Below are 19,305 nucleotides of genomic sequence, written 5' to 3'. Positions count from 1 at the left end.
ACTTCAAGGGATTCGGGTGCAATGGAGTGCGTTCCTTACGTTCCCAGCCATTGAGGTTCAAGTATCGTGCGCGTCATCATCCTTGCGGCGGGGCAGGGCAAGCGCCTGTTGCCGCTCACGGCGGAAGTTCCCAAGGCCTTGCTCGATATTGGCGGCCGCTCGCTGATCGGGCGGCAGATCGATGCCTTTGCCGCCTGCGGTCTCAAGGATTTCGTGGTCGTCACGGGCTATAACGCGAACCGCATGGACGAGGCGCTGGCGGTGATCGCCAGGCAGCGCGGCGTCAACATCGGGACAGTCTATAACCCCTTCTATGCCGTGGCAGACAATCTGGCGAGCTGCTGGATGGCGCGCGGCGAAATGACTTCCGATTTCATCCAGGTGAACGGCGACAATGTGTTCCGCGCCGATCTCGTGGAGAAGTTGCTCAAGGGGCCGGATGTGCCGGTGGCGGTCGCGGTGAACCTCAAGGACAGCTATGACCCCGACGACATGAAAGTGATGCTCGACGGCGGCCGCCTGACGGAGATCGGCAAGACGTTGCCGGTTGATACGGTGGATGCGGAAGCCATCGGCTTCTATGTTTTCAAGCGTGAAGGCGTTTCGGCTTACGTGAGAATTCTTGAAAAGGCGATGCGCGAGCCTTCCGGCCTGAAACAATGGTTCCCGGCTGCCATCGGCATGCTGGCCAAGACCATGGACATCGCCACCATTCCGGTAACGGGCACGCGCTGGGGCGAGGTGGATTTTCCGGTGGACCTGCAGCAGGCCCGGCAGCTCGCGGCCAGTTGGGGCTGATCAGCCGCGCCTGGCCAGGATTTCTTCCGCTAACTCCTTGTCGGCGGGCTTGTCGACGTCAATGGCCGCTTCGGCAAAGGGCATGAGGATCGCCTGCACCTTGCAGCCCAGCCGCTTTGAGAGAAGCCGCATGGCGGTTGCAAGGTCGAGCGTGCCGGTGAGGTAGCGCAGCAGCGGCGGCAGCCCGAAAGCGGCCACCAGCCGCCATGGCTTTTTGCGCACCTGTTCGAGATATTGCCAGCGTTCAAGAAGCTTCAGCCCTGCGGCATTGCGCAGGATGAAGAGATTGCAGCCCGACACGCGATCCTTTCCCAATCGAAAGAAGGTCCGCACTGATTGCGGATAGGCGGCGAGAATGGTTTCGGCGGTGGCGAGGCCCACGGCGAAATCGGCGCCGGTTTTCTCCGTGGACTGACAAAAATAACGCACCATGTCCGGCGTCAGCAGCGCGTGATCTCCGGTGGTGATGAGAAGCGGATAGGGAAGGCCGTCCTGCACCGCCTTTATGACCGAGGCGGGCGCGCTTCCGGCGGGCACGAGCGTCGTGGCGTGTGCCCCTACGACTCCTTTTGCAAGCTCTGGCCGCTCGATGGAGATCGCGATGCTGCGGGCGCATCCCGAATCTTCAAGCGCCGTCACCACGCGCTTCAGCATGGGGATGCCACCCACCGGGATTGTCGATTTATTGGCAACACCATAGGCCTTGGCCATTGGATCGTCAGGCCCACGGCCTGCCGCAAGCACCAATGCGCTATAGGCCGCCATCAGGCGATGGCTTTCTCATAGATGCGATAGGTCTTGTAAGGCTTGCCGCCGAGCTGCTCGATGAGGCGGCGCATCGGCATGTTGTCCTCAAGGATCCATGACAGTTCGCCATGCGCGGTGCCACGGCCCTGGTGGAATTTCTTGACCGTGTCGATGACGCCGATGGCCAGCGCCGATCCCACCAGCGTGCCGTGATATTCCTTGCGCACGCCCATCAGCGGCATGCGCACGGATTTGGGCGGCTTAGCGAGAAGGCCCCATGCCAGTTGGGCCCAACCGAAAGGCAAGAGGCGGCCATTCAGCCCGGTGATCCAGTCATTGAGATTGGGCAATGACACCGCCATGGCGGCGGGCGCGCCCTTCCACGTGGCGATGGCAATGTAGTTGTTGGAGACCAGCATCTTCAGGTCATTGCCGAGCTTGGTCAGCTCCTCGCGAGTAAAGGGCACGAAGCCCCAGTTGTCCGACCAGGCGTCGTTGAAGATCGAGATCACGATGTCGAGATCGCGCGCCATGTGCTTCTTCTCGAAGGGGCGGATCACCAGATCGGAGGAGTCGAGCGCCTTTTCATACATCGCCTGCATGGCGCGCGGCAGCGGTTTGGCGATCTCATAGTCATAGGCGATGACATCCTTCGCCTTCACAAAGCCCAGCGCATCCATGCGGGCGGGATAATAGCGGCGGCCATGGCCCATCAGCATATTGGGCGGCGTATCGAAGCCATCGATGAGCATGCCCATCTCGTCATTGATCGAGAAATTGAAAGGCCCCTGCAGGCGCGTGTAACCGCGCGTCTTCAGCCAGGCCGCAGCAGCTTCGAGAAGCGCCCTGAACACCTCCGGATCATCGGGTGCTTCGAGAAATCCGAACTGGCCCACGCCGTCATTGTATCGCTCCTTGCGCAGGCGGCAGGCCTGCGCGGTGATGCGCCCCACGGGCTTCCCATCGCGCTCGGCAATGAACATCTGCACATCGGCGTGCAGAAAGTAGGGATTCTTCTTCGGATTGAAATGATCGAAACGCTCGAGGTAGAGCGGCGCCACCCAGTTTGGATCATCGCGGTAAATCGGGAACGGTACATCAAGGAAGGCCCGCACATCGGGCTTCTCGAAAGAAATGGAGCGGATGGTGACGGGGCTGGCCATGGGCTGTGCTTATCAAGCTTGGCGTGCGCGCCGCAAGCCATTAACAGGAGCCATGGCGCGTTCGCTTCTCACTTCTTCGCTGGCATTCATCCTCAGGCCCTATCACCGGCAGATGCGGGGCATGACGCTTGGCACGCGGACGGCGGCGATCCGTGATGACAAATTTGTCATGCTGGTGCGCCATGGCTATGCGCCGGGCTGGATGCTGCCGGGCGGTGGCGTCGAGCGCGGCGAAACGCTTTCAGAAGCGGCGGTGCGCGAGTTGCGCGAGGAAACGGGGATCGAAGCGCAGGAGGAGCTCCGCCTGCACGGGATATTCCTCAATCCGCAGTTTCCGGGCGACCATGTGGCCGTGTTCGTGATGCGGCGGATGACGATGAGCGACTTCAAACCATCGCTGGAAATCCGCGAGGCCCGCTTCTTTCCGCTCGATGCGCTGCCCGAGGGCACAACGGCGGGCACGCGGCGGCGGCTTGCCGAAATCACCAGTGGGTCTGTGCCCGACCGGCACTGGTAAGAGACTTGACGTTAAGATTTTCTCCCTATAATGCGCGGCTCATGACCGGATTGAACAGCCTCAGCCTGCGACGACGCGCCCGCGACATGCGCGTGATGACGCGCGCCTGAGCCTGCCCGGTCTTTTTCGCTCCCGCTGTTTGTGCGTGCCCGAGGCCGGGCTTTCCCGCCCCGCCTGAAACGAGACGCGCCATGAACGACACCCTTGCCATCACAGAAGCCCGGCCCGGCGATCATTATCTGGTCGAAGGCCTGCTGGACCTGAGCTTCGGGACGGACCGCCGCACCAAAAGCTCATACCGTCTGCGTGAGGGAAACCGCGCCATTTCAGGCCTGTCCCTTGTGGTGCGGGACGAGAAGGTGGGGCTGGCTGGCACCATCAGTTTCTGGCCGGTGAAGATCGGCGCGGATGGGCAAGACGCGCTGCTGCTTGGGCCGCTGGCGGTGCATCCCCGGCGGCAGGGGCTGGGCATCGGCCTCGCCCTCATGCATGCAGGCCTCGCCCGGGCGAAGGCGGAAGGGCATCCGCTCATCATTCTGGTGGGTGATGCGCCCTATTATGCCAAGGTCGGCTTCCAGAAGGTGCCGCATGGCCGGATCATCATGCCCGGCCCAACCGATCCTGACCGTATTCTCTTTCTTGAACTGACGCCGCATGCCTTTGATGGCGTGGCGGGCGAGGTGAGGTCGCCGCAGCAGTTCGCAAGCCTACCGGCTTTCGCGCCGCCACATGGCGCCGAGGCCCAGGAGCAGCACGCCCAGGCTTAGCAGCGTGGCAAAGAGCGGATATTCCGCCACCGATGTCACGCGGTAAGCGCCATTGGCGCGCAGGCCAAGCCAGCTTCCGCCCGCCATGCTGCGGCCTTTCTCGATCTTGATGAGGCGGGGCATGCCATCGGCCATCCAGGCAATGCCGCCGCCGGTGGCTTCAGTGACGGGCGCCAGGATCTTGTCCGTCGCCAGCAAGTCCGCGGCCTCGCGGGCGTCGGCGTTGCCCGCGGCAGCCACGGCCTCCAGCTTGCCGTCGTTCAGCCGGTGAAGCCCCGCCTCGGTGATGGGCAGCAGGCCCGTCCACAGGCCGGGCGCGCTTTCAGCGAGGGTGACGGTTTCCGTCTTGCCCGAGGGAAGCGTGACGGTCACGGGATCGGTCTTGTCCGCCATGGTGCGGCGTTCAATCACCAGATTGCCGCCCTGTTGCGCAGCCTTGAGAGCTTCCTCTTCAAGGTCGGGCTCCTTCATCAGCCAGTGGGCGATGCGGCGCAGCAGTTCGGTCTGGGGCCCGCCGCCATCATAGCCTCTGGCCCACAGCCAGCCCTGATCGGACAGCATCTGCGCCACGCGGCCCTGTCCTTCATGGGCCAGCACCAGCAACGGCCGGTCATCCCTGCCTGCCATCACCACGGTGCCCTGGCCTGCATCCGTATCGACCATGCGGAACCAGCGGCCCCATGTGGGGGGATCGGTTTCCCCGCCCGAGAGATCGCGCGTCACCGGATGCTTGCGGCCATCGGCGGTGATCGCCGGGCGGAACGCGCCTTCCAGAACCCGGCCCGTGGGGGCGGCGGGGATCACCGCGTCGAGCGGCGTATCATAGAGTCCGTCCTCTCCGGTGAAATCCGGGCCTGACGAAATCAGCAGCGCGCCGCCCTTCTCGACATATTGGGCGATGTTGTCGAGATAGGCCATCGGCAGCACCGTCTGGCGCTGGTAGCGGTCGAAGATGATGAGATCGAACTGGTCGAGCTTGTCGACGAAGAGTTCGCGCGTCGGGAAGGCGATGAGCGCCAGTTCCTTGATCGGCGTGCCGTCCTGCTTCTCTGGCGGGCGGAGAATGGTGAAGTGAACGAGGTCCACCGAGGCATCTGCCTTGAGCAGATTGCGCCAGCTCCGTTCGCCGGGATGGGGCGAGCCGGACACGAGCAGCACGCGCAGCCGGTCGCGGATGCCTTCGATCACCGTGATGGCGCGATTGTTGGCGGCGGACACTTCGCCCTGCATCGGTGGCACAGTGAGCTCGGCAATGTTCTGCCCGGCATGGTCGATCATCACAGGAAGGTCGACAGGTTCGCCGGGCGTGGCCTGGATGATGGTTGGGTCCTTACCCTGCAGCGTTACGGTCACATCGACAGGTGCGCCGTCGCCATTCGCTTCCTCGACGTGGAAACGGATCACCTGTTCCTTGCCGACGATGCCGAAGCGCGGGGCCTTGTCGATCACAACCTTGCGGTCGCGCTCGCTGCGCGAGCCGGTGATGATGCCGTGCACGGGGCCCGGCAGATTGGCTTTCGCGGAATCGGCTGGCGCATCGTGGATTTCGCCATCGGTGATCATCACGGCGCCGGCGAAGCGGTCCGGCGGTATATCTGACATGGCGCGGTTCAGCGCCTCGAAGGCCCGCGTGCCGAAAGTGTCCTTACCGGTGCCGGAGTGAACATCGATGACGCGCAATTCGGTGTTGGGAAGGGCTGTGGTCTGTGCCTTTAAGTCACGTTCGGCGGCTTCCACCTGCGGCATGCGCCCGGCGGATTCCTGGCTCAATGTGCGGTCGATTACCGCGACGGCGATATCGGGCAGCGGCTGGCGCCCTTCCTGACGCAGCGAGGGATCAAGCAGCGAGAAGAACAGAAGAGCGAGGGCAAGGCTCCTTAGCAGCGCGCCGCGTGCACGCGCGTAGGCTTGCAAGGCAATCAGCAAAAGCCCGATGACGCCCAGCGTGATCAGCACCGGCCACGGCAGCAGCGGATTGAAGGCGAGATCGAAGCCCGTCATTGCCCCAGCCTTTCCAGGAGCGCCGGGACATGCACCTGATCGGCCTTGTAGTTGCCGGTCAGCGCATACATCACGATGTTGATGCCGGTGCGGAACGCCATTTCGCGCTGCCGGTCGCCGCCGGGGATCGTGGCATAGATGCCATCGCCATTGTCATCGAGCGCCCAGGCGGCGGCATAATCATTGGAACCGATGATGATCGAACTCACACCATCGAATGTGCTGACGGCTGCATCGGCATCCGACCGCTCCACCCACAATTGCCCCTGATCGTAGCGGCCCGGGAAATTTTGCAGGAGATAGAATGATTTCGTGAGAACATGCTCGGGCGGCACGGGCTCCAGCGGCGGAATGTCGAGCTTGGCCAGCATGCGGCGGAGCGCGGCGCTGGCCGGTGACACGCCGCCCGCCAGCGCATCGGCGCCATCCTCGCGCAGGTCGAAGAAAATGGTGCCGCCATTCTTCATGTAGGTTGAGACCTTGGCCAGCGTGGCATCGGAGAGGTCGGGCGCGTCGGGGCGTATGGGCCAGTAGAGAAGCGGGAAGAACACCAGCTCATCGCTATCGACGTTGACGCCGATGGGGTCGGCTGCATCGACCGAGGTTCGGTCGCGCAAAATGGCGCTCAAGCCTTTCAGCCCCTGTTCGCTGACCTGATCGATCGCGCTGTCGCCGGTGACGACATAGGCGAGATGCGTGTCGAGCACACTCTTGAGCGCGAAATCCTCCGCCGGATCGGCATGGGCGGGTGGCGGCAGATTGGTCAGTGCAAGGAGCATTATGGCGGGAAGCGCGTGCCGGGCGCGGAGCCGGGTAAGGCCGTTGCTCACCCACAGTGCCGCGAGGCAATCGAGCAGGAAGAGGATGAAGGCGGCGGCGAAGAGATAGGGTGCCAGCGGCATGGGCCGGTCAGGCGTCAGGCCGTGGACGGTGACGCCTTGCGGCCATTCGGTGATTGCCGTCAGGGCATTGCCCGATTGCGAGATATTCAACGCGCGTTCGGCGCCGCCACGGCGATAGAGACCGGGCGGCGTTTCCGGCGTGGCGGTTGCCGTATCAATGGCGGCGGCGGAAATGGGCTGGATGTCGGGCGGAGGATCGGCAAGTTCGCCCGCGCCATTCAAGAGGCGGGAAGGCACGAAGGCCTGGCCTTCACCGCCCGCCAGCGCTGCGTTGCCGCCGCCTGCGGCAGGGGCAAGGTCAAGCACGCGCCTGAGCATTTCCACGAAGAGACCAGAGAGCGGCAAATTCGACCAGTCGGCATTGGCGGTGACGTGAAAGAGGACGATCAGACCCTTGCCTTCATGCTTCGCGGTGACGAGCGGCGTGCCATCGGCCAGCGCCGCCCACACGCGGTCGGGCAAATCCACATCGGGCTCGGCCAGCACTTGGCGCGAAATCCTTACCGTGGGATCAAGCGCAAGCCCGGTGAAGGGGCTTTTTACCGCGAAGTCCTGCATGGGCTGCGGCTCTTCCCATGAGAGGGCACTGTCAAGCGAGCGGCCGCCTTCGCGCAGCGTCACCGGCAAGAGCGTATCGTCGCCCGTGGCAGCACCGGCAAGGCGGGGGCCTGCAAAGCGCAGGAGCAGCCCGCCGCGATCCACCCAGTCTTTCACCATCGCCTGCGTTTCGGTCGGCAGCACGCCGATATCGGCCAGAACCAGCATGGACAGGCCCTGATCGAGGGACTGTTTCAGTGCTGCCGGATCGGCTGGCTGCGACTGCTCCACGAAGGGTTCGATGGCGCGCGAGACATAGTAAAGCGGTGAGAGGAGCGGCTGGGCGCTGTCCAGCGTGGCGCCCGTCTGCAGCGCCACGGATTTGCGCCGCCAGCGGTCGTCGAGCAGGAACACGGCGGCGGCATTATGCTGGCGCTCTAGCGCGATGCTCTGGATCTCGTTGCGCAACTCCACTGGCATGTCGAAGGCGGCTTCGGCCTTGCCTTGTCCGGGCGCAAAGGTGAGCGCCGCTTCGCCCAATGTCCGGCCATTGGCGGCGCGCGCCACGGCGGTGACGGTTTCAGCCGAGGCTTCAGGAACACGCAATGCCGTAACGGTGATGCGGCCGGAGGTGATGGCAGGCCGCGCCAGCCTCACCGGGAAATCCTCCGCAGGCGGAACAATGGCTTCGACCGAAGCCTTGCCCTTCGCCAGCGTCTGGAGCCCTTCCGCGAAGGCCTTGGCGTCGCCCGTGTCGAGGCCGTCGGTGATCCACACCACGTGAAGCTCCGGGGCATCCGCGAACTGCGTTTTCAACCGCGCCAGCAGCGCCGTTCTGTCGGGCGCCAGGGCTCTGGGTTCCAGCGCCACGGCGCGGGTGGCGGCGCTGGCCGCATCACGGGCGACAAGATCGGGTGCATGGAGCGCCGGAGCGGTGGTGGCGAGTGTCACGGGCGCACCGGCGCTGCGGGCTGTGTCGATCACATCCAGCATCATGGCGCGGCGGGTATCCCAGCGATCCGCGGAGGCCCACCCATCATCGGTGATCAACAAGAGCGGCGTCTTGCCGAAGTTTTGCAAATGGGCCGGCGCATAGAATGGATGCGCCACGGCGACGGTCACCAGCGCCGCCAAAGCGAGGCGCAGCAACAAGAGCCACCACGGCGTTCGTTCCGGCTGTTCCTCGCGGTTGACGAGTTTGAGCAGCAGGCGCAGCGGCGGAAACTTCACCGTCTGCGGGCGGGGCGGCGTGGCGCGCAGCAGCCACCAGATGACAGGCAGCAGCAGAAGTGCCGCCAGCGCCCATGGCGTGGTGAAGCCGATGTTGGCGAGCCAGCTCATTTTGCCCGCACCCGCAAGGCTCCGCCGGCGAGGCTGTGCATCTGCATCAGCAGCGGCGCCACCGCATCGCTGGTGCGGTGAATGGTGAAGCTCCAGCCCAGCTTGCGGCAGAGATCGCGCAGCGCCGCGCGGTGCAGCGCCAGTTGCTCCTGATAGGGCGTGCGCAGCCTTTCGCTGCGGCTGGCCAGAAATTTGAGCGGCCCTGCCACATCCTGAAATTCAACCCGGCCCTGCCAGGGGAGCGTTTCTTCGGCGGGATCGGCTATCTGCACCAAATGACCGTTCACACCCGCCTCGGCGATGGGCGTCAAAGCGGCGGCGATCTCCTCGACGGGTTCAAAAAAATCGCCTGCCAGCACGGCGCTGGACAGCCGTGTCACCCGGCCCTGCGGCGGCAGGGACGGGCCTTCCGGCGTCATCAGCCGTTCGGCGATGCGGATGAGAATGGCGCGCGAATGGCCGGGCGGCTGGTCGCTCCCCAAAAGCCCCACGCGTTCATCGGCACGGATGGCGAGGCTGCCCAATGCCAGGGTCAGCAGATTGGCGCGCTCGCGCTTGCTGACGGAAGAAAGATGCGAGCGGAAATCCATGCCCGGGCCGGGCGAGGCCCAGAGCCACAGCGTGTTCGCCGCCTCCCATTCATTCTCACGGATGAAGATGCGGTCCGAGCGCGCCGATTTATGCCAGTCCACGCGCGCCGTTGAATCGCCCGGCGAATAGGGGCGGTATTGCCAGAAGCTTTCGCCGGGGCCGGCACGTTTTCGCCCATGTTCACCGAGGATCACGGTCGCGGCAATGCGATCCGCCTCCACCAGCAGCGGCGGCAGGGCCCGCGCGGCCTGTTCGGCGCGGTCGTTCAGTGCATAGGCTGACGTGTTGGCCATCAATCAGGCCAGCATGTCCCGGAAGCGGGCAATCACGCTGCTGACGGTATGCCCATCGGCACGGGCCGTGAAATTCAGCGCCATGCGGTGGCGGAACACCGGCTCGACAAGCGCTGATACGTCATCGATCGAGGGAGAGAGGCGGCCGTGCAGGAGTGCCCGCGCGCGTGCGCAGAGCATCAGGGCCTGGCTGGCGCGCGGCGATGGGCCCCAGGCGATGTTACGATTCACGAATTCGTCCGCATCGGGACCGGGGCGGGCGGCGCGCACGATCTTCAAGATGGCCTCTGCCACCTGTTCGCCCACCGGGATCAGCCGAGTGAGGCGCTGGGCGTTCATCAATTCGGTGGTGGAGAGCACCGGCTCGGCCTCGACTTCTTCCGTTCCGGTGGTTGAAAACAGCATCCGCCGCTCGGCTTCGAGCGAAGGATAGGCGACATCGATCTCGACGAGGAAACGGTCGAGCTGCGCCTCGGGAAGCGGATAGGTGCCTTCCTGTTCGATGGGGTTCTGCGTCGCCAGCACATGGAAAGGGCGGGGCAGGTCATGGCGCACGCCCGCTATCGTCACATGATGCTCCTGCATAGCCTGCAGAAGGGCGGACTGGGTGCGCGGGCTGGCGCGGTTGATCTCGTCCGCCATCATGAGCTGGCAGAATACGGGGCCTGGCACGAAGCGGAACTGGCGCTTGCCGGTTTCGCTTTCCTCCAGCACTTCGGAGCCCAGAATGTCGGCGGGCATCAGGTCGGGCGTGAACTGCACCCGCTTTTCATTGAGGCCCAGCACACGGCCCAAGGTCGTCGCCAGTTTCGTCTTGGCAAGGCCGGGGGCGCCCACCAAAAGCGCATGGCCGCCGCCCAGGATCGCCGTCAGCGCCAGTTCCACCACATCGGACTGGCCGAAGATCACCCGCCCGATGGACTGGCGGACTTTCTCCAGCCGTGCGCTCACCGCCTCGAGGTCGTTGACGATCTGCCGGTCCGCTTCATTGATGCTTGCCATGTCTCTCACTATAGTTTGGGAGGAGCTTCCGGGGGCAGCCCTGAAAGCCCGAATGTTTAACGGCATCCTCGGGAAGGAGCGTGGCCCAAAAAAGGCGGGGCCAACTCATTCCGAAAGGTGTCCAAGGGTTCATGATGACGGCAGATCAAAGGGATGCAAGCAATCCGTTGCGCGGCCTTAGCGCTGTGCAAAAGCAGGCCAGGGGCCTGCCGCCGGTGCATCTGTGGAATCCGCCCTTTTGCGGCGACATCGACATGCGGATCGCCCGCGACGGCACCTGGTACTACATGAACTCGCCCATCGGACGGAAGCCGCTGATGCAGCTTTTTGCCTCCGTGCTGCGTTATGACGACGACGGGAAATATTATCTCGTCACGCCGGTGGAGAAATGTGGCATCCGGGTGGAGGACGCGCCCTTCACCGCCATCCGCATGCGCGTGGAAGGGGCTGGCGACGCGCAATCCATCAGTTTCGAGACAAACACCGATGATGCCGTGACAGTGGATGCCGCGCACCCCTTGCGCTTTGCGGTGGAAGAGGGGACGGATGGCCTCAAGCCCTATGTGCTGGTGCGCGCCAATCTCGAGGCGCTGGTGTCCCGCGCGCTGTTCTATGATCTGGTGGCAGCGGGCGCGGTGAAGGACGGCTGGTTCGGCGTGTGGTCGGGCGGGCAGTTCTGGCCGATGCAGAAGGCGGATGAGATCGGCTTTTCCGCATGAGTTTCCGTTATGACGAACGGGAAGTGCGCGCGCTGTGCGCCGAACGCCTGCATCACGCGCCGCCCGATGTGGCGCGCTTCAGCGACGATGACTTGAACCCGGAGGCGCGGGTGATCCCCGAAGGTGTGACGCCCAAGCCCGCCGCCGTGCTGGTGCCGCTTATTGCCGATCCCGATGGCATCAAGGTGCTGCTCACCCAGCGCACCGCTCATCTTTCACGCCATGCGGGGCAGGTGGCGTTTCCCGGCGGGCGGATGGATGCGGAGGACGACGGGCCGGTTTCGGCCGCCCTGCGCGAAACGGAAGAAGAGACCGGCATCGCCCGCAGCTTCGTGGAGCCGTTGGGCTTTCTCGACACCTATCTGACGGGAACCTCCTACCGCGTGGTGCCGGTGGTGGGGCTGGTGCGGCGCGGTTTTGATCTTGTGCCGCATGCGGGCGAGGTAGCGGAGATTTTCGAGGTGCCGCTCGCCTTCCTGATGAATCCGGCGCATCATCTCAAGCATTCGCGGGAATGGCAGGGGCGGGAGCGTTTCTATTATGCCATGCCATTTGGCGAGCGTTACATCTGGGGAGCGACGGCGGGGATGATCCGCAATCTCTACAGCCTGCTCTACGCGCCGCGATGAAGAAGCTGCCTTCCCTCGCGCGCGCCCGCTGGCTGAAGGAGCCGGGTCTGCAACGCATCTTCGCGGTCATTGCCGAAGCGGGCGGCGAGGCGCGCGTGGCGGGTGGTGCGGTTCGGAACGCGCTGCTCGGCGTTCCCATTGCCGATATCGACGTGGCGGTGACGCTGCCACCGGAACGCGTGGCGGAGGTGTGCGGGGCGGCAGGCTTCGCTGTTCACCCTACGGGGATCGATCACGGCACGGTCACGGTGGTGGCGCTGCACAAACCATACGAGGTGACGACGCTTCGCCATGATGTGGAGACCGATGGACGCCGGGCGCGCGTTGAATTCCATGACGACTGGGAGAAAGACGCGCTCCGCCGCGACTTCACGATGAATGCGCTTTATTGCGATGCGCGTGGAAAAATAACAGACTTTACAGATGGTTATCGGGATATTCTGCGAAAGAGAATCATCTTCGTGGGAGACCCTTCGCAGCGCATCCACGAAGACTATCTGCGCATCCTCCGGTTCTTCCGCTTTCATGCGCGCTTCGGCAAAGGCGCACCTGACAAGGCTGGACTCGCCGCATGCCGCCGCCTCGCCAAGGGCATTGACGGGCTTTCGGCGGAGCGCATCCGGCAAGAGATGCTAAAACTTCTCGAAGCGCCGCGCGCCATTCCCACCCTCAAGGTGATGGCGCGGGAGAAAATCCTCAAGTGTATTCTTCCGTACACGGAGGAGTGGCGCGTGCTGGAGCGTTTGCCGGCCGATGGCGTGCTGCGCCTCGCGATGCTGGCTGAAGAGCCGCGTGCCCTCGCGCATCGCCTGCGCCTCTCTAATGCGGAAGCGAAACGCATTGCCCGGCTGCTCTCCGCCACGCCGCCAACGCCCTCTCTCCGTCCACGCGAGCAGCGGATGATCCTCTATCATCTCGGGCCTGAGACCTGGCGCGATGCCGTGCATCTTGCCTGGGCCAGATCGCGCGCGCCGCTGACTGATCCCGGCTGGAAGCGGCTGTTGCGGCTTCCACATCGCTGGCCCATTCCGCAGCTTCCGGTCGACGGGCGTGACCTGATCGCCCATGGCCTTGCGCCGGGGCCGCTGATCGGGGAAACCCTGAAGCGGCTCGAAGACTGGTGGATCGCCTCCGATTTCAAGCCAACCCGCAGCGAACTTCTCGCCCGCATCTGAAGGACACTCCATGACCGATCTCATCGTGATGAAGACCACCGGCAAAAGCGCGCCGAAGATGGAGGAGGGATCGCCCGATCCCGCTAAGCTCATAAAGGGCAAATACAAGACCAAGACGTGGAATCATTTCACCGGCGAGGATGACCGGCTTTATTGCGGTATCTGGGAATCGACACCCGGCAAGGTGCCTGTTGCCTATGCGGAATGGGAGTTCTGCCACTTCATCTCCGGCAGGGCGGTGCTGACCAATGAGGACGGCAAGAAATGGACGCTCAAGGACGGTGACGCCTTTATCATCCCCGCGGGCTTCAAGGGCACTTGGGAAACGGTTGAAAAGGTGCGCAAGCACTACGTGATCCTGATGCCCAAGGCATGAGCGGCGGGCCAAAATCGGTTTTGGTGACGGGCTCGGCGCGGCGGATCGGGCGGCAGATCGCGCTCGATCTCGCGGCATCGGGCTGGGATGTCGCGGTTCACTGCAACACCTCGATTGGCGCGGCGGAGGAGGTGGCGGCGCTGGTGCGCAAGGCGGGCCGAAAAGCCGCCATCGTGCGCGGCGATCTTGCCGACCCGCAGGTGCCCGGACGGCTGATTGCCGAAGCTTCGGCGGCGCTGGGCGGGCTTACCTGCCTTGTCAACAATGCCTCGGTCTTCGATCCCGACGAGGTGGGTTCGATCACTCAGGAAAGCTGGGCGCAGCATCTCGATACCAATCTCCGGGCGCCGGTGTTCCTCTCGCAAGGTTTCGCGCAGCAATTGCCGGATGGAGCGCAAGGCAACATTGTGAGCATCATCGACCAGCGGGTGTGGAAGCTGAACCCGAAGTTCTTTTCCTATACCGCTTCCAAGGCGGCGCTGTGGAATGTCACGCGCACGCTGGCGCAGGCGCTGGCGCCGCGCATCCGCGTCAATGCCATCGGCCCCGGGCCTGCGCTTCCCAGCGTGCGGATGGATGAGGAAGAATTCGCCAAACAGTCGCGGCTGACGCTTCTGGGCCGCGGCACGTCGCCGGCGGAAATATCCGCCGCGCTCAAATTCATACTCTCCGCCCCGGCGCTCACCGGCCAGATGATTGCGCTGGATGGCGGCCAGCATCTGGTCTGGCAAACCCCCGATGTGGTGGAGGTCCGGGAATGAGCAAGAAGCCGATGATTTCCCATCACGTCGCCAGCGGAGCGGCGGGATTGCGGCATGTGTTCGTGCGCGATCTGGAGCTTCAGGCGCTGATCGGGATTTACGATCATGAGAAGGTTCAGCCGCAGCGCATCATCGTCAACATCGACCTGTCGGTGAATGAGGGCGCAGGCCCCAAGGACGACGACATCGGCCATGTCGTGTCCTATGAAATCGTGGTGAAGAAGGTCGAGGCGATCATCGCCGCGGGGCACATCAATCTCGTGGAAACGCTGTGCGAGAAAATCGCCGCCTCCTGCCTCACCGACAGGCGCGTGGCGGCGGCGCGCGTGCGGGTGGAGAAGCCCGACATCATCCCCAATGCGCGCAGCGTGGGCGTGGAGATCGAGCGGCTGCGGTGATTACCCACCCTGTATCCTCGGCAGCAGATAAATCTCCGCGCCTTCGGGCAGCTTCTCGCTCCAGCTGTCACGGAAAATCTTGCCGTTGATTGACACGGCGATGCCGCGCGCGATGTGCGGCGACATGCCGGGATAGCGCTCTTCGAGCTTGCGGAACAGTTCGCGGATGGTATCGGCTTCGACCTGAATGACATGCGCCCCGTCCGCAGCCGGACGGAGCGCACCCCAGAGATGGATATCCGCCATTAGCGGCCGATCTTGTCGCCCTCCAGCGCCTTGAGGATGCGCGGCGGCGAGATGGGAATGTGCGTCATGCGCACGCCCACCGCGTTCGACACCGCGTTGGCGATGGCGGCGAGCGGCGGCACGATCGAGGTTTCGCCCACGCCGCGCACGCCGTAGGGGTGGTTGGGGTTGGGGATTTCCAGGATCTGCGTATCGATCATCGGCAGGTCGGAGCAGACGGGAATGCGGTAATCGAGGAAACCCGCATTCTGCAGGCGTCCGTCCTTGCCGTAGATATATTCCTCGTTCAGCGCCCAGCCGATGCCCTGCGCGGCGCCGCCCTGATACTGGCCTTCCACATAGGTGGGATGGACGGCCTTGCCGGCATCCTGGATCACCGTGTAGCGGATCACCTTGGTCTTGCCGGTTTCGGGATCGACTTCCACGTCGCAGATATGGGTGGCGAAGGACACGCCCGCGCCATCGGCGACGATCTCATTGTGACCGGCGATGGGGCCGCCGGTATTGGCCGCGCCCGCCGCGATCTCCTTGATGGAAAGCGGCGCGAGGTTGCCATGGCTTTCGCCGGTGGCCTTGGCGTGGCCGTCTTCCCACACGACATCGGCGAGCGGGACATCCCACATCTTGGCGGCACGTTCCTTCAGCACGCGGATGGCGTTGCGGGCCGCGAAGACCGTGGCCATCGAGGAAGAGAAGGTGCCGCGGCTGCCGTCGGTCATGTCGTTGTGGCCGAGAGATGACGTATCCGCCACGATGACGCGCACCTGGTCGTAGGAGATGCCCAACTCTTCCGCCGCGCAGAGCGCCAGGGAGGCACGGGAACCGCCCACGTCCACCGTCCCGACCGCGACGTTCACCGAGCCATCGGGCTGCACGTTGAGGTCCACGCAGGTCTGGCCGCCGAAGTTGAACCAGAAGCCGCAGGCCATGCCGCGCCCCTGATTTTTCTCAAGCGGTGCGGACATATGCGGATGCTTCATCGACGCCTTCAGCGTGGGGCCGATGCCGATCGGGCCATAAACCGGGCCATAGGAAGACTTGGTGCCTTCCTTGGCCGCGTTCTTGATGCGGAACTCCACCGTATTCATGCCGATCTTCGCGGCGAGTTCGTCGACCACGCTCTCGACAGCAAAGGCCGCCATGGGAGCGGAGGGGGCGCGATAGGCCGCCGTCTTTGGCCGGTTTACCGCCACCTCATAGCCCACGGTGCGGACGTTCTTGAGGTCGTAGCAGGCGAAGGCCGTCATGCAGCCCAGTTCCGCCCACATGCCGTAGAAAGGGCCGCCGGAATAGCGGAGCTTCGCATCGGCGGCGACGATGGTGCCGTCGTTCTTGATGCCGATCTTGACATCAATCGAGGTGGCGCTGGTGGGGCCGGAGGCGCGGAACACTTCGTCACGCGTCATCACCAGCTTCACCGGTCGGTTGGCCTTGCGCGACAGGGCGAGCGCAACAGGCTCGGCCCACACATGGGTCTTGCCGCCGAAACCGCCGCCGATCTCCGATGACGTGACGCGCAGCTTCGACACATCCATGCCGAGAAGCTGGGCGCACTGGTTGCGGTAAACGAAGTGGCCCTGCGTACAGACCCAGAGTTCACCTTGCCCATCGGGGCCGACATTGGCGAGGCAGGCATGGGGCTCGATATAGCCCTGGTGCGTCTGCTCGGTCTTGAAGCTGCGCTCGATCACATGGTCGGCTTCGGCAAAACCGGCGTCCACGTCGCCATGGCCATATTCAACGCGCTTGAACACGTTGGAGGGCTTTGTGGGCTTGGGCTCGATGCCATCGGTGAACACGTCATCGCGGATGACGGGCGCGCCGGGCTTCATCGCCTCATCCACATCGGTCACGTGGGGCAGGATTTCGTAATCGACCTTGATGAGCTTCAAGGCCTCGCGTGCCGTCTTGGCATCGACGGCGGCGACGGCCGCCACGGCATGGCCGTCATAAAAGACCTTCTCGCGCGCCATGCAGTTGACGAGAATGTCATACATGCCGGAATCGCCGTTGGTCTTGTCCGGCAGATCGGCGGAGGTGATGACCGCCTTCACACCTTTGAGCTTTTCGGCCTTTGAGGTGTCGATCTTCTTGATCTTCGCATGAGCATGCGGGCTGCGGAGAATGCGGCCCACAAGCTGGCCGGGCGCAAAGGCGTCAGCGCCGTATTTCGCGCGGCCCGTCACCTTGTCGATGCCGTCAGGGCGCAGCACACGCTTGCCGACGGACTTGAATTCCCTGTTCACCAGCAGCGGGCTGTGGTGATGGCTCTCGCTTGTGGTGGGAGGGGCAGCTTCGGTGGCGTTATAATCGTCGTTGGCCATGGCTCAAGCTCCTCTCATTTCTTTCGCGGCGGACTGCACGGCCCGCACGATCTTGTCATAGCCGGTGCACCGGCACAGGTTCCCGGCGAGGCCGAAACGGATTTCTTCCTCATCCGGATCGGGGTTCTTGGCCAGCAGCGCCTTGGCAGCGATCAGGAAGCCCGGCGTGCAGATGCCGCATTGAAGGGCGGCATTCTCGAGGAAGTGGCGCTGCAGCGGATGCAGCACATCGCCATCGGCCATGCCTTCCACGGTCTCAATGGTGCGGCCTTCGGCTTCCGCGCCCAGCACGAGGCAGGAGCAGACGAGGCGGCCATCCACGGTCACGCTGCAGGCCCCGCAATCGCCGGTGCCGCAGCCTTCCTTGGCGCCGGTGAGGCCCAACCGATTGCGCAGCACGTCGAGCAGCGGTTCATCGGCCTCGCAGGCGAAGCTCACGGCATCGCCGTTGATGGTGGTGTTGACGAGTACGGACATTATTTTTTCCCTCCCGCGCGGGCATAGGCAATTTCCGCCGCGCGCTTGCCGAGAACGGCAGCGACCTTGGTTCTGAATTCGATGGTGCCGCGCTTGTCGTCGATGGGACGGCAGGCGGCGGAGCAGGCAGCGCCCAGTTTTTCCAGTGCCTGATCATCAAGCTTCGAGCCGATGATGGCCTTGGCGGCATCGGCCACCAGAAGCACGGTGGGGGCCACTGCACCCAGCGATACGCGGGCATCCTTCACCACGCCCTTGGCGTCGAGCGTCAGGTTCACGCCCGCGCTCACCACCGCGATATCCATTTCGGTGCGGGGAATGAAGCGCAGATAGGCATCGCCAGACTTGGGCGGGCGCTTGGGCAGCATGATCGCTTCCACCAGCTCGCCCTTCTTGAGCGAGTTCCTGCCGGGGCCAACGGGAATCTGTTCCACCGGAATGGTGCGCTTGCCCTTGGGACCCTGGATTACCGCCTTGGCGCCGGCGGCCACCATGGCGGGCACGCTGTCGGCGGCGGGGCCGGCGTTGCAGAGATTGCCGGTCACGGTGCAGCGGCCCTGCACCTGCTTCGAGCCGATGAGGTTTGCCGCTTCCACGACGCCGGGCCAGGCTTTCTTCAGCGCGGCATTCTCGCCCATGGCGGCGCAGGAGACGGCAGCGCCAATCGAGAAGCCGCCGCCTGCGAGTTTCTTCACTTCCCGCATTGGCTTGATGCGCTTGATATCGACCACGAGGTCGGGTTCGATGAAGCCGCCTTTCATGCGCACCAGAAGGTCGGATCCTCCGGCGAGGACGTAGGCGCTCCCCTTGGCCTTTGCGAGCAAAGCCACAGCAGCCCGGGTTGAGTCGGGGGCTTGGTATTCCATTATGATGTCACCTTGTCACCAGTGTTGGAGTTCACGGGCTGTCATGTCGGGCCCGCGTTGAATTCCACTGGCTACTTTGGGCCACGAGGCCCCATCTGGTCAACCCGCCCGCCCATGCCATCTCAGCGCAGGCGGTTGCGCGCTATGCGATGTCGATTGCAGCGCCACCGGATGCCAGCGCCGCAGCGAGGGCGGGCGGCGGCGGGGCCTCGCAGACAAGCCGGTCAATCTCCTCGAAACCGCAGACGCGGATCAGAGCGGTGCGGCCGAATTTGCTGGAGTCAGAGAGAATCAGCCGCCGCTCGCCGCGCGACAGAACCATGCGGGCAAATTCCGCCTCCGCCAGATCGTGGTCGCTGGCGCCGAAGGCCGCATCGAGTGCGGCAATCGAGATGACCGCATGTTTCACACGGAAGCTCGCCGCGAAGGCAATGGCCGAAGGGCCGTAGGCGCCGCCATTGCTGCCGTTCAATTCGCCGCCCGCCATATACACGCGGTTGCCGTTCACAGTGGCGAGCGTGCGGGCGATGTCGGAGGAGTTGGTCACCACGGTCAGGTTGCGCTTCTTCAAAAGTTCGCGCGCGAAGATCGAGGTGGTGGCGCCATTGTCGATCATCAGGCTGTCGCCATCACTCACGGATTTGGCGGCGTGCCGTGCGATGGCCCGCTTGGCCT

The 19,305-nt window shown here is 64.1% G+C and carries 19 protein-coding genes and 1 pseudogene; 9 read left to right on the top strand and 11 right to left on the bottom strand.

The genetic code is table 11. From position 1 onward, the window contains the following. The first annotated feature begins 66 nt into the window (after positions 1-66). Entirely contained in the window at positions 67-798 is a 732-nt protein-coding gene (locus tag QM694_RS08425) for an NTP transferase domain-containing protein (protein WP_415006491.1), read from the top strand. On the opposite strand, the gene QM694_RS08420 is transcribed toward QM694_RS08425, so the two are convergent. Then, the gene (locus QM694_RS08420; RefSeq protein ID WP_415006490.1) at positions 799-1,563 is read right to left on the bottom strand and encodes a nucleotidyltransferase family protein; all 765 of its coding nucleotides are present in this window, start codon (positions 1,561-1,563) and stop codon (positions 799-801) included. Beyond that, positions 1,563-2,708, bottom strand: a complete 1,146-nt coding sequence (locus tag QM694_RS08415; protein ID WP_415006489.1) for a dATP pyrophosphohydrolase — start codon at positions 2,706-2,708, stop codon at positions 1,563-1,565. Before QM694_RS08415 ends, QM694_RS08420 begins: the two co-directional genes overlap by 1 nt. Before the next feature lie 52 nt (positions 2,709-2,760). Between QM694_RS08415 and QM694_RS08410 the strand changes: the two genes are divergently transcribed. Next, a complete protein-coding gene (locus tag QM694_RS08410; RefSeq protein ID WP_415006488.1) occupies positions 2,761-3,225 on the top strand; it encodes an NUDIX domain-containing protein in 465 nt (154 codons plus the stop codon). A 191-nt stretch (positions 3,226-3,416) separates the two neighbouring features. Then, positions 3,417-3,992 (top strand): GNAT family N-acetyltransferase, encoded by a 576-nt coding sequence (locus QM694_RS08405; RefSeq protein ID WP_415006487.1) that lies wholly within the window; start codon positions 3,417-3,419, stop codon positions 3,990-3,992. On the opposite strand, the gene QM694_RS08400 is transcribed toward QM694_RS08405, so the two are convergent. Genes QM694_RS08400 through QM694_RS08385 form a run of 4 tightly spaced genes read right to left on the bottom strand, consistent with a single transcriptional unit; the run spans position 3,933 to position 10,659 of the window. Further along, complete coding sequence (locus tag QM694_RS08400) at positions 3,933-5,993, bottom strand: hypothetical protein (RefSeq protein ID WP_415006486.1); 2,061 nt, start codon at positions 5,991-5,993, stop codon at positions 3,933-3,935. The genes QM694_RS08405 and QM694_RS08400 overlap by 60 nt on opposite strands. Continuing rightward, positions 5,990-8,773 (bottom strand): DUF4159 domain-containing protein, encoded by a 2,784-nt coding sequence (locus QM694_RS08395; RefSeq protein ID WP_415006485.1) that lies wholly within the window; start codon positions 8,771-8,773, stop codon positions 5,990-5,992. The genes QM694_RS08400 and QM694_RS08395 overlap by 4 nt, the downstream gene beginning before the upstream one ends. Continuing rightward, entirely contained in the window at positions 8,770-9,657 is an 888-nt protein-coding gene (locus QM694_RS08390) for a DUF58 domain-containing protein (protein WP_415006484.1), read from the bottom strand. Before QM694_RS08390 ends, QM694_RS08395 begins: the two co-directional genes overlap by 4 nt. A 3-nt stretch (positions 9,658-9,660) precedes the next feature. Next, positions 9,661-10,659 carry an AAA family ATPase gene (locus QM694_RS08385; RefSeq protein WP_415006483.1) on the bottom strand — a complete coding sequence of 333 codons (999 nt, stop codon included), beginning with the start codon at positions 10,657-10,659 and terminating at the stop codon, positions 9,661-9,663. Positions 10,660-10,793: 134 nt separating this feature from the next. Between QM694_RS08385 and QM694_RS08380 the strand changes: the two genes are divergently transcribed. The 6 genes from QM694_RS08380 to folB are packed head-to-tail and all read left to right on the top strand — an operon-like array spanning position 10,794 to position 14,717. Then, complete coding sequence (locus QM694_RS08380) at positions 10,794-11,378, top strand: DUF1285 domain-containing protein (protein WP_415008595.1); 585 nt, start codon at positions 10,794-10,796, stop codon at positions 11,376-11,378. Continuing rightward, the gene (locus tag QM694_RS08375) at positions 11,375-12,007 is read left to right on the top strand and encodes a CoA pyrophosphatase (RefSeq protein WP_415006482.1); all 633 of its coding nucleotides are present in this window, start codon (positions 11,375-11,377) and stop codon (positions 12,005-12,007) included. The genes QM694_RS08380 and QM694_RS08375 overlap by 4 nt, the downstream gene beginning before the upstream one ends. Further along, complete coding sequence (locus QM694_RS08370) at positions 12,004-13,182, top strand: CCA tRNA nucleotidyltransferase (protein WP_415006481.1); 1,179 nt, start codon at positions 12,004-12,006, stop codon at positions 13,180-13,182. The genes QM694_RS08375 and QM694_RS08370 overlap by 4 nt, the downstream gene beginning before the upstream one ends. 10 nt (positions 13,183-13,192) lie before the next feature. Next, positions 13,193-13,558 (top strand): cupin domain-containing protein, encoded by a 366-nt coding sequence (locus tag QM694_RS08365; RefSeq protein WP_415006480.1) that lies wholly within the window; start codon positions 13,193-13,195, stop codon positions 13,556-13,558. Continuing rightward, positions 13,555-14,319, top strand: a complete 765-nt coding sequence (locus tag QM694_RS08360) for an SDR family oxidoreductase (RefSeq protein ID WP_415006479.1) — start codon at positions 13,555-13,557, stop codon at positions 14,317-14,319. The genes QM694_RS08365 and QM694_RS08360 overlap by 4 nt, the downstream gene beginning before the upstream one ends. Continuing rightward, complete coding sequence (folB, locus tag QM694_RS08355; protein ID WP_415006478.1) at positions 14,316-14,717, top strand: dihydroneopterin aldolase; 402 nt, start codon at positions 14,316-14,318, stop codon at positions 14,715-14,717. The genes QM694_RS08360 and folB overlap by 4 nt, the downstream gene beginning before the upstream one ends. Here the strand turns inward: folB and QM694_RS08350 are convergent, their stop codons facing one another. From QM694_RS08350 to QM694_RS08330, 5 genes and pseudogenes are all read right to left on the bottom strand, one after another. Beyond that, positions 14,718-14,963 carry a MoaD/ThiS family protein gene (locus QM694_RS08350; protein ID WP_415006477.1) on the bottom strand — a complete coding sequence of 82 codons (246 nt, stop codon included), beginning with the start codon at positions 14,961-14,963 and terminating at the stop codon, positions 14,718-14,720. Beyond that, positions 14,963-17,287 carry a xanthine dehydrogenase family protein molybdopterin-binding subunit gene (locus QM694_RS08345; protein ID WP_415006476.1) on the bottom strand — a complete coding sequence of 775 codons (2,325 nt, stop codon included), beginning with the start codon at positions 17,285-17,287 and terminating at the stop codon, positions 14,963-14,965. The genes QM694_RS08350 and QM694_RS08345 overlap by 1 nt, the downstream gene beginning before the upstream one ends. Before the next feature lie 3 nt (positions 17,288-17,290). Further along, complete coding sequence (locus QM694_RS08340) at positions 17,291-17,764, bottom strand: (2Fe-2S)-binding protein (protein ID WP_415006475.1); 474 nt, start codon at positions 17,762-17,764, stop codon at positions 17,291-17,293. Then, positions 17,764-18,630 carry an FAD binding domain-containing protein gene (locus QM694_RS08335; protein ID WP_415006474.1) on the bottom strand — a complete coding sequence of 289 codons (867 nt, stop codon included), beginning with the start codon at positions 18,628-18,630 and terminating at the stop codon, positions 17,764-17,766. The genes QM694_RS08340 and QM694_RS08335 overlap by 1 nt, the downstream gene beginning before the upstream one ends. A gap of 142 nt (positions 18,631-18,772) precedes the next feature. Beyond that, positions 18,773-19,300, bottom strand: a pseudogene (locus QM694_RS08330) (DeoR/GlpR family DNA-binding transcription regulator); the annotation flags it as partial. Between the last annotated feature and the right edge of the window lie 5 nt (positions 19,301-19,305).

The sequence above is a fragment of the Aestuariivirga sp. genome, from assembly GCF_047602625.1.
Taxonomy (GTDB): domain Bacteria; phylum Pseudomonadota; class Alphaproteobacteria; order Rhizobiales; family Aestuariivirgaceae; genus Aestuariivirga.
Note: the sequence above shows the minus strand (reverse complement) of the source record. Positions and strands in the feature narration are given on the sequence as shown.

Coding starts and splice junctions, on each gene's coding strand:
- QM694_RS08420 (WP_415006490.1), bottom strand. CDS start 1,563: ATGGCGGCCTATAGCGCATTGGTGCTTGCGGCAGGCCGTGGGCCTGAC.
- QM694_RS08415 (WP_415006489.1), bottom strand. CDS start 2,708: ATGGCCAGCCCCGTCACCATCCGCTCCATTTCTTTCGAGAAGCCCGAT.
- QM694_RS08410 (WP_415006488.1), top strand. CDS start 2,761: ATGGCGCGTTCGCTTCTCACTTCTTCGCTGGCATTCATCCTCAGGCCC.
- QM694_RS08405 (WP_415006487.1), top strand. CDS start 3,417: ATGAACGACACCCTTGCCATCACAGAAGCCCGGCCCGGCGATCATTAT.
- QM694_RS08400 (WP_415006486.1), bottom strand. CDS start 5,993: ATGACGGGCTTCGATCTCGCCTTCAATCCGCTGCTGCCGTGGCCGGTG.
- QM694_RS08395 (WP_415006485.1), bottom strand. CDS start 8,773: ATGAGCTGGCTCGCCAACATCGGCTTCACCACGCCATGGGCGCTGGCG.
- QM694_RS08390 (WP_415006484.1), bottom strand. CDS start 9,657: ATGGCCAACACGTCAGCCTATGCACTGAACGACCGCGCCGAACAGGCC.
- QM694_RS08385 (WP_415006483.1), bottom strand. CDS start 10,659: ATGGCAAGCATCAATGAAGCGGACCGGCAGATCGTCAACGACCTCGAG.
- QM694_RS08380 (WP_415008595.1), top strand. CDS start 10,794: ATGACGGCAGATCAAAGGGATGCAAGCAATCCGTTGCGCGGCCTTAGC.
- QM694_RS08375 (WP_415006482.1), top strand. CDS start 11,375: ATGAGTTTCCGTTATGACGAACGGGAAGTGCGCGCGCTGTGCGCCGAA.
- QM694_RS08370 (WP_415006481.1), top strand. CDS start 12,004: ATGAAGAAGCTGCCTTCCCTCGCGCGCGCCCGCTGGCTGAAGGAGCCG.
- QM694_RS08365 (WP_415006480.1), top strand. CDS start 13,193: ATGACCGATCTCATCGTGATGAAGACCACCGGCAAAAGCGCGCCGAAG.
- QM694_RS08360 (WP_415006479.1), top strand. CDS start 13,555: ATGAGCGGCGGGCCAAAATCGGTTTTGGTGACGGGCTCGGCGCGGCGG.
- folB (WP_415006478.1), top strand. CDS start 14,316: ATGAGCAAGAAGCCGATGATTTCCCATCACGTCGCCAGCGGAGCGGCG.
- QM694_RS08350 (WP_415006477.1), bottom strand. CDS start 14,963: ATGGCGGATATCCATCTCTGGGGTGCGCTCCGTCCGGCTGCGGACGGG.
- QM694_RS08345 (WP_415006476.1), bottom strand. CDS start 17,287: ATGGCCAACGACGATTATAACGCCACCGAAGCTGCCCCTCCCACCACA.
- QM694_RS08340 (WP_415006475.1), bottom strand. CDS start 17,764: ATGTCCGTACTCGTCAACACCACCATCAACGGCGATGCCGTGAGCTTC.
- QM694_RS08335 (WP_415006474.1), bottom strand. CDS start 18,630: ATGGAATACCAAGCCCCCGACTCAACCCGGGCTGCTGTGGCTTTGCTC.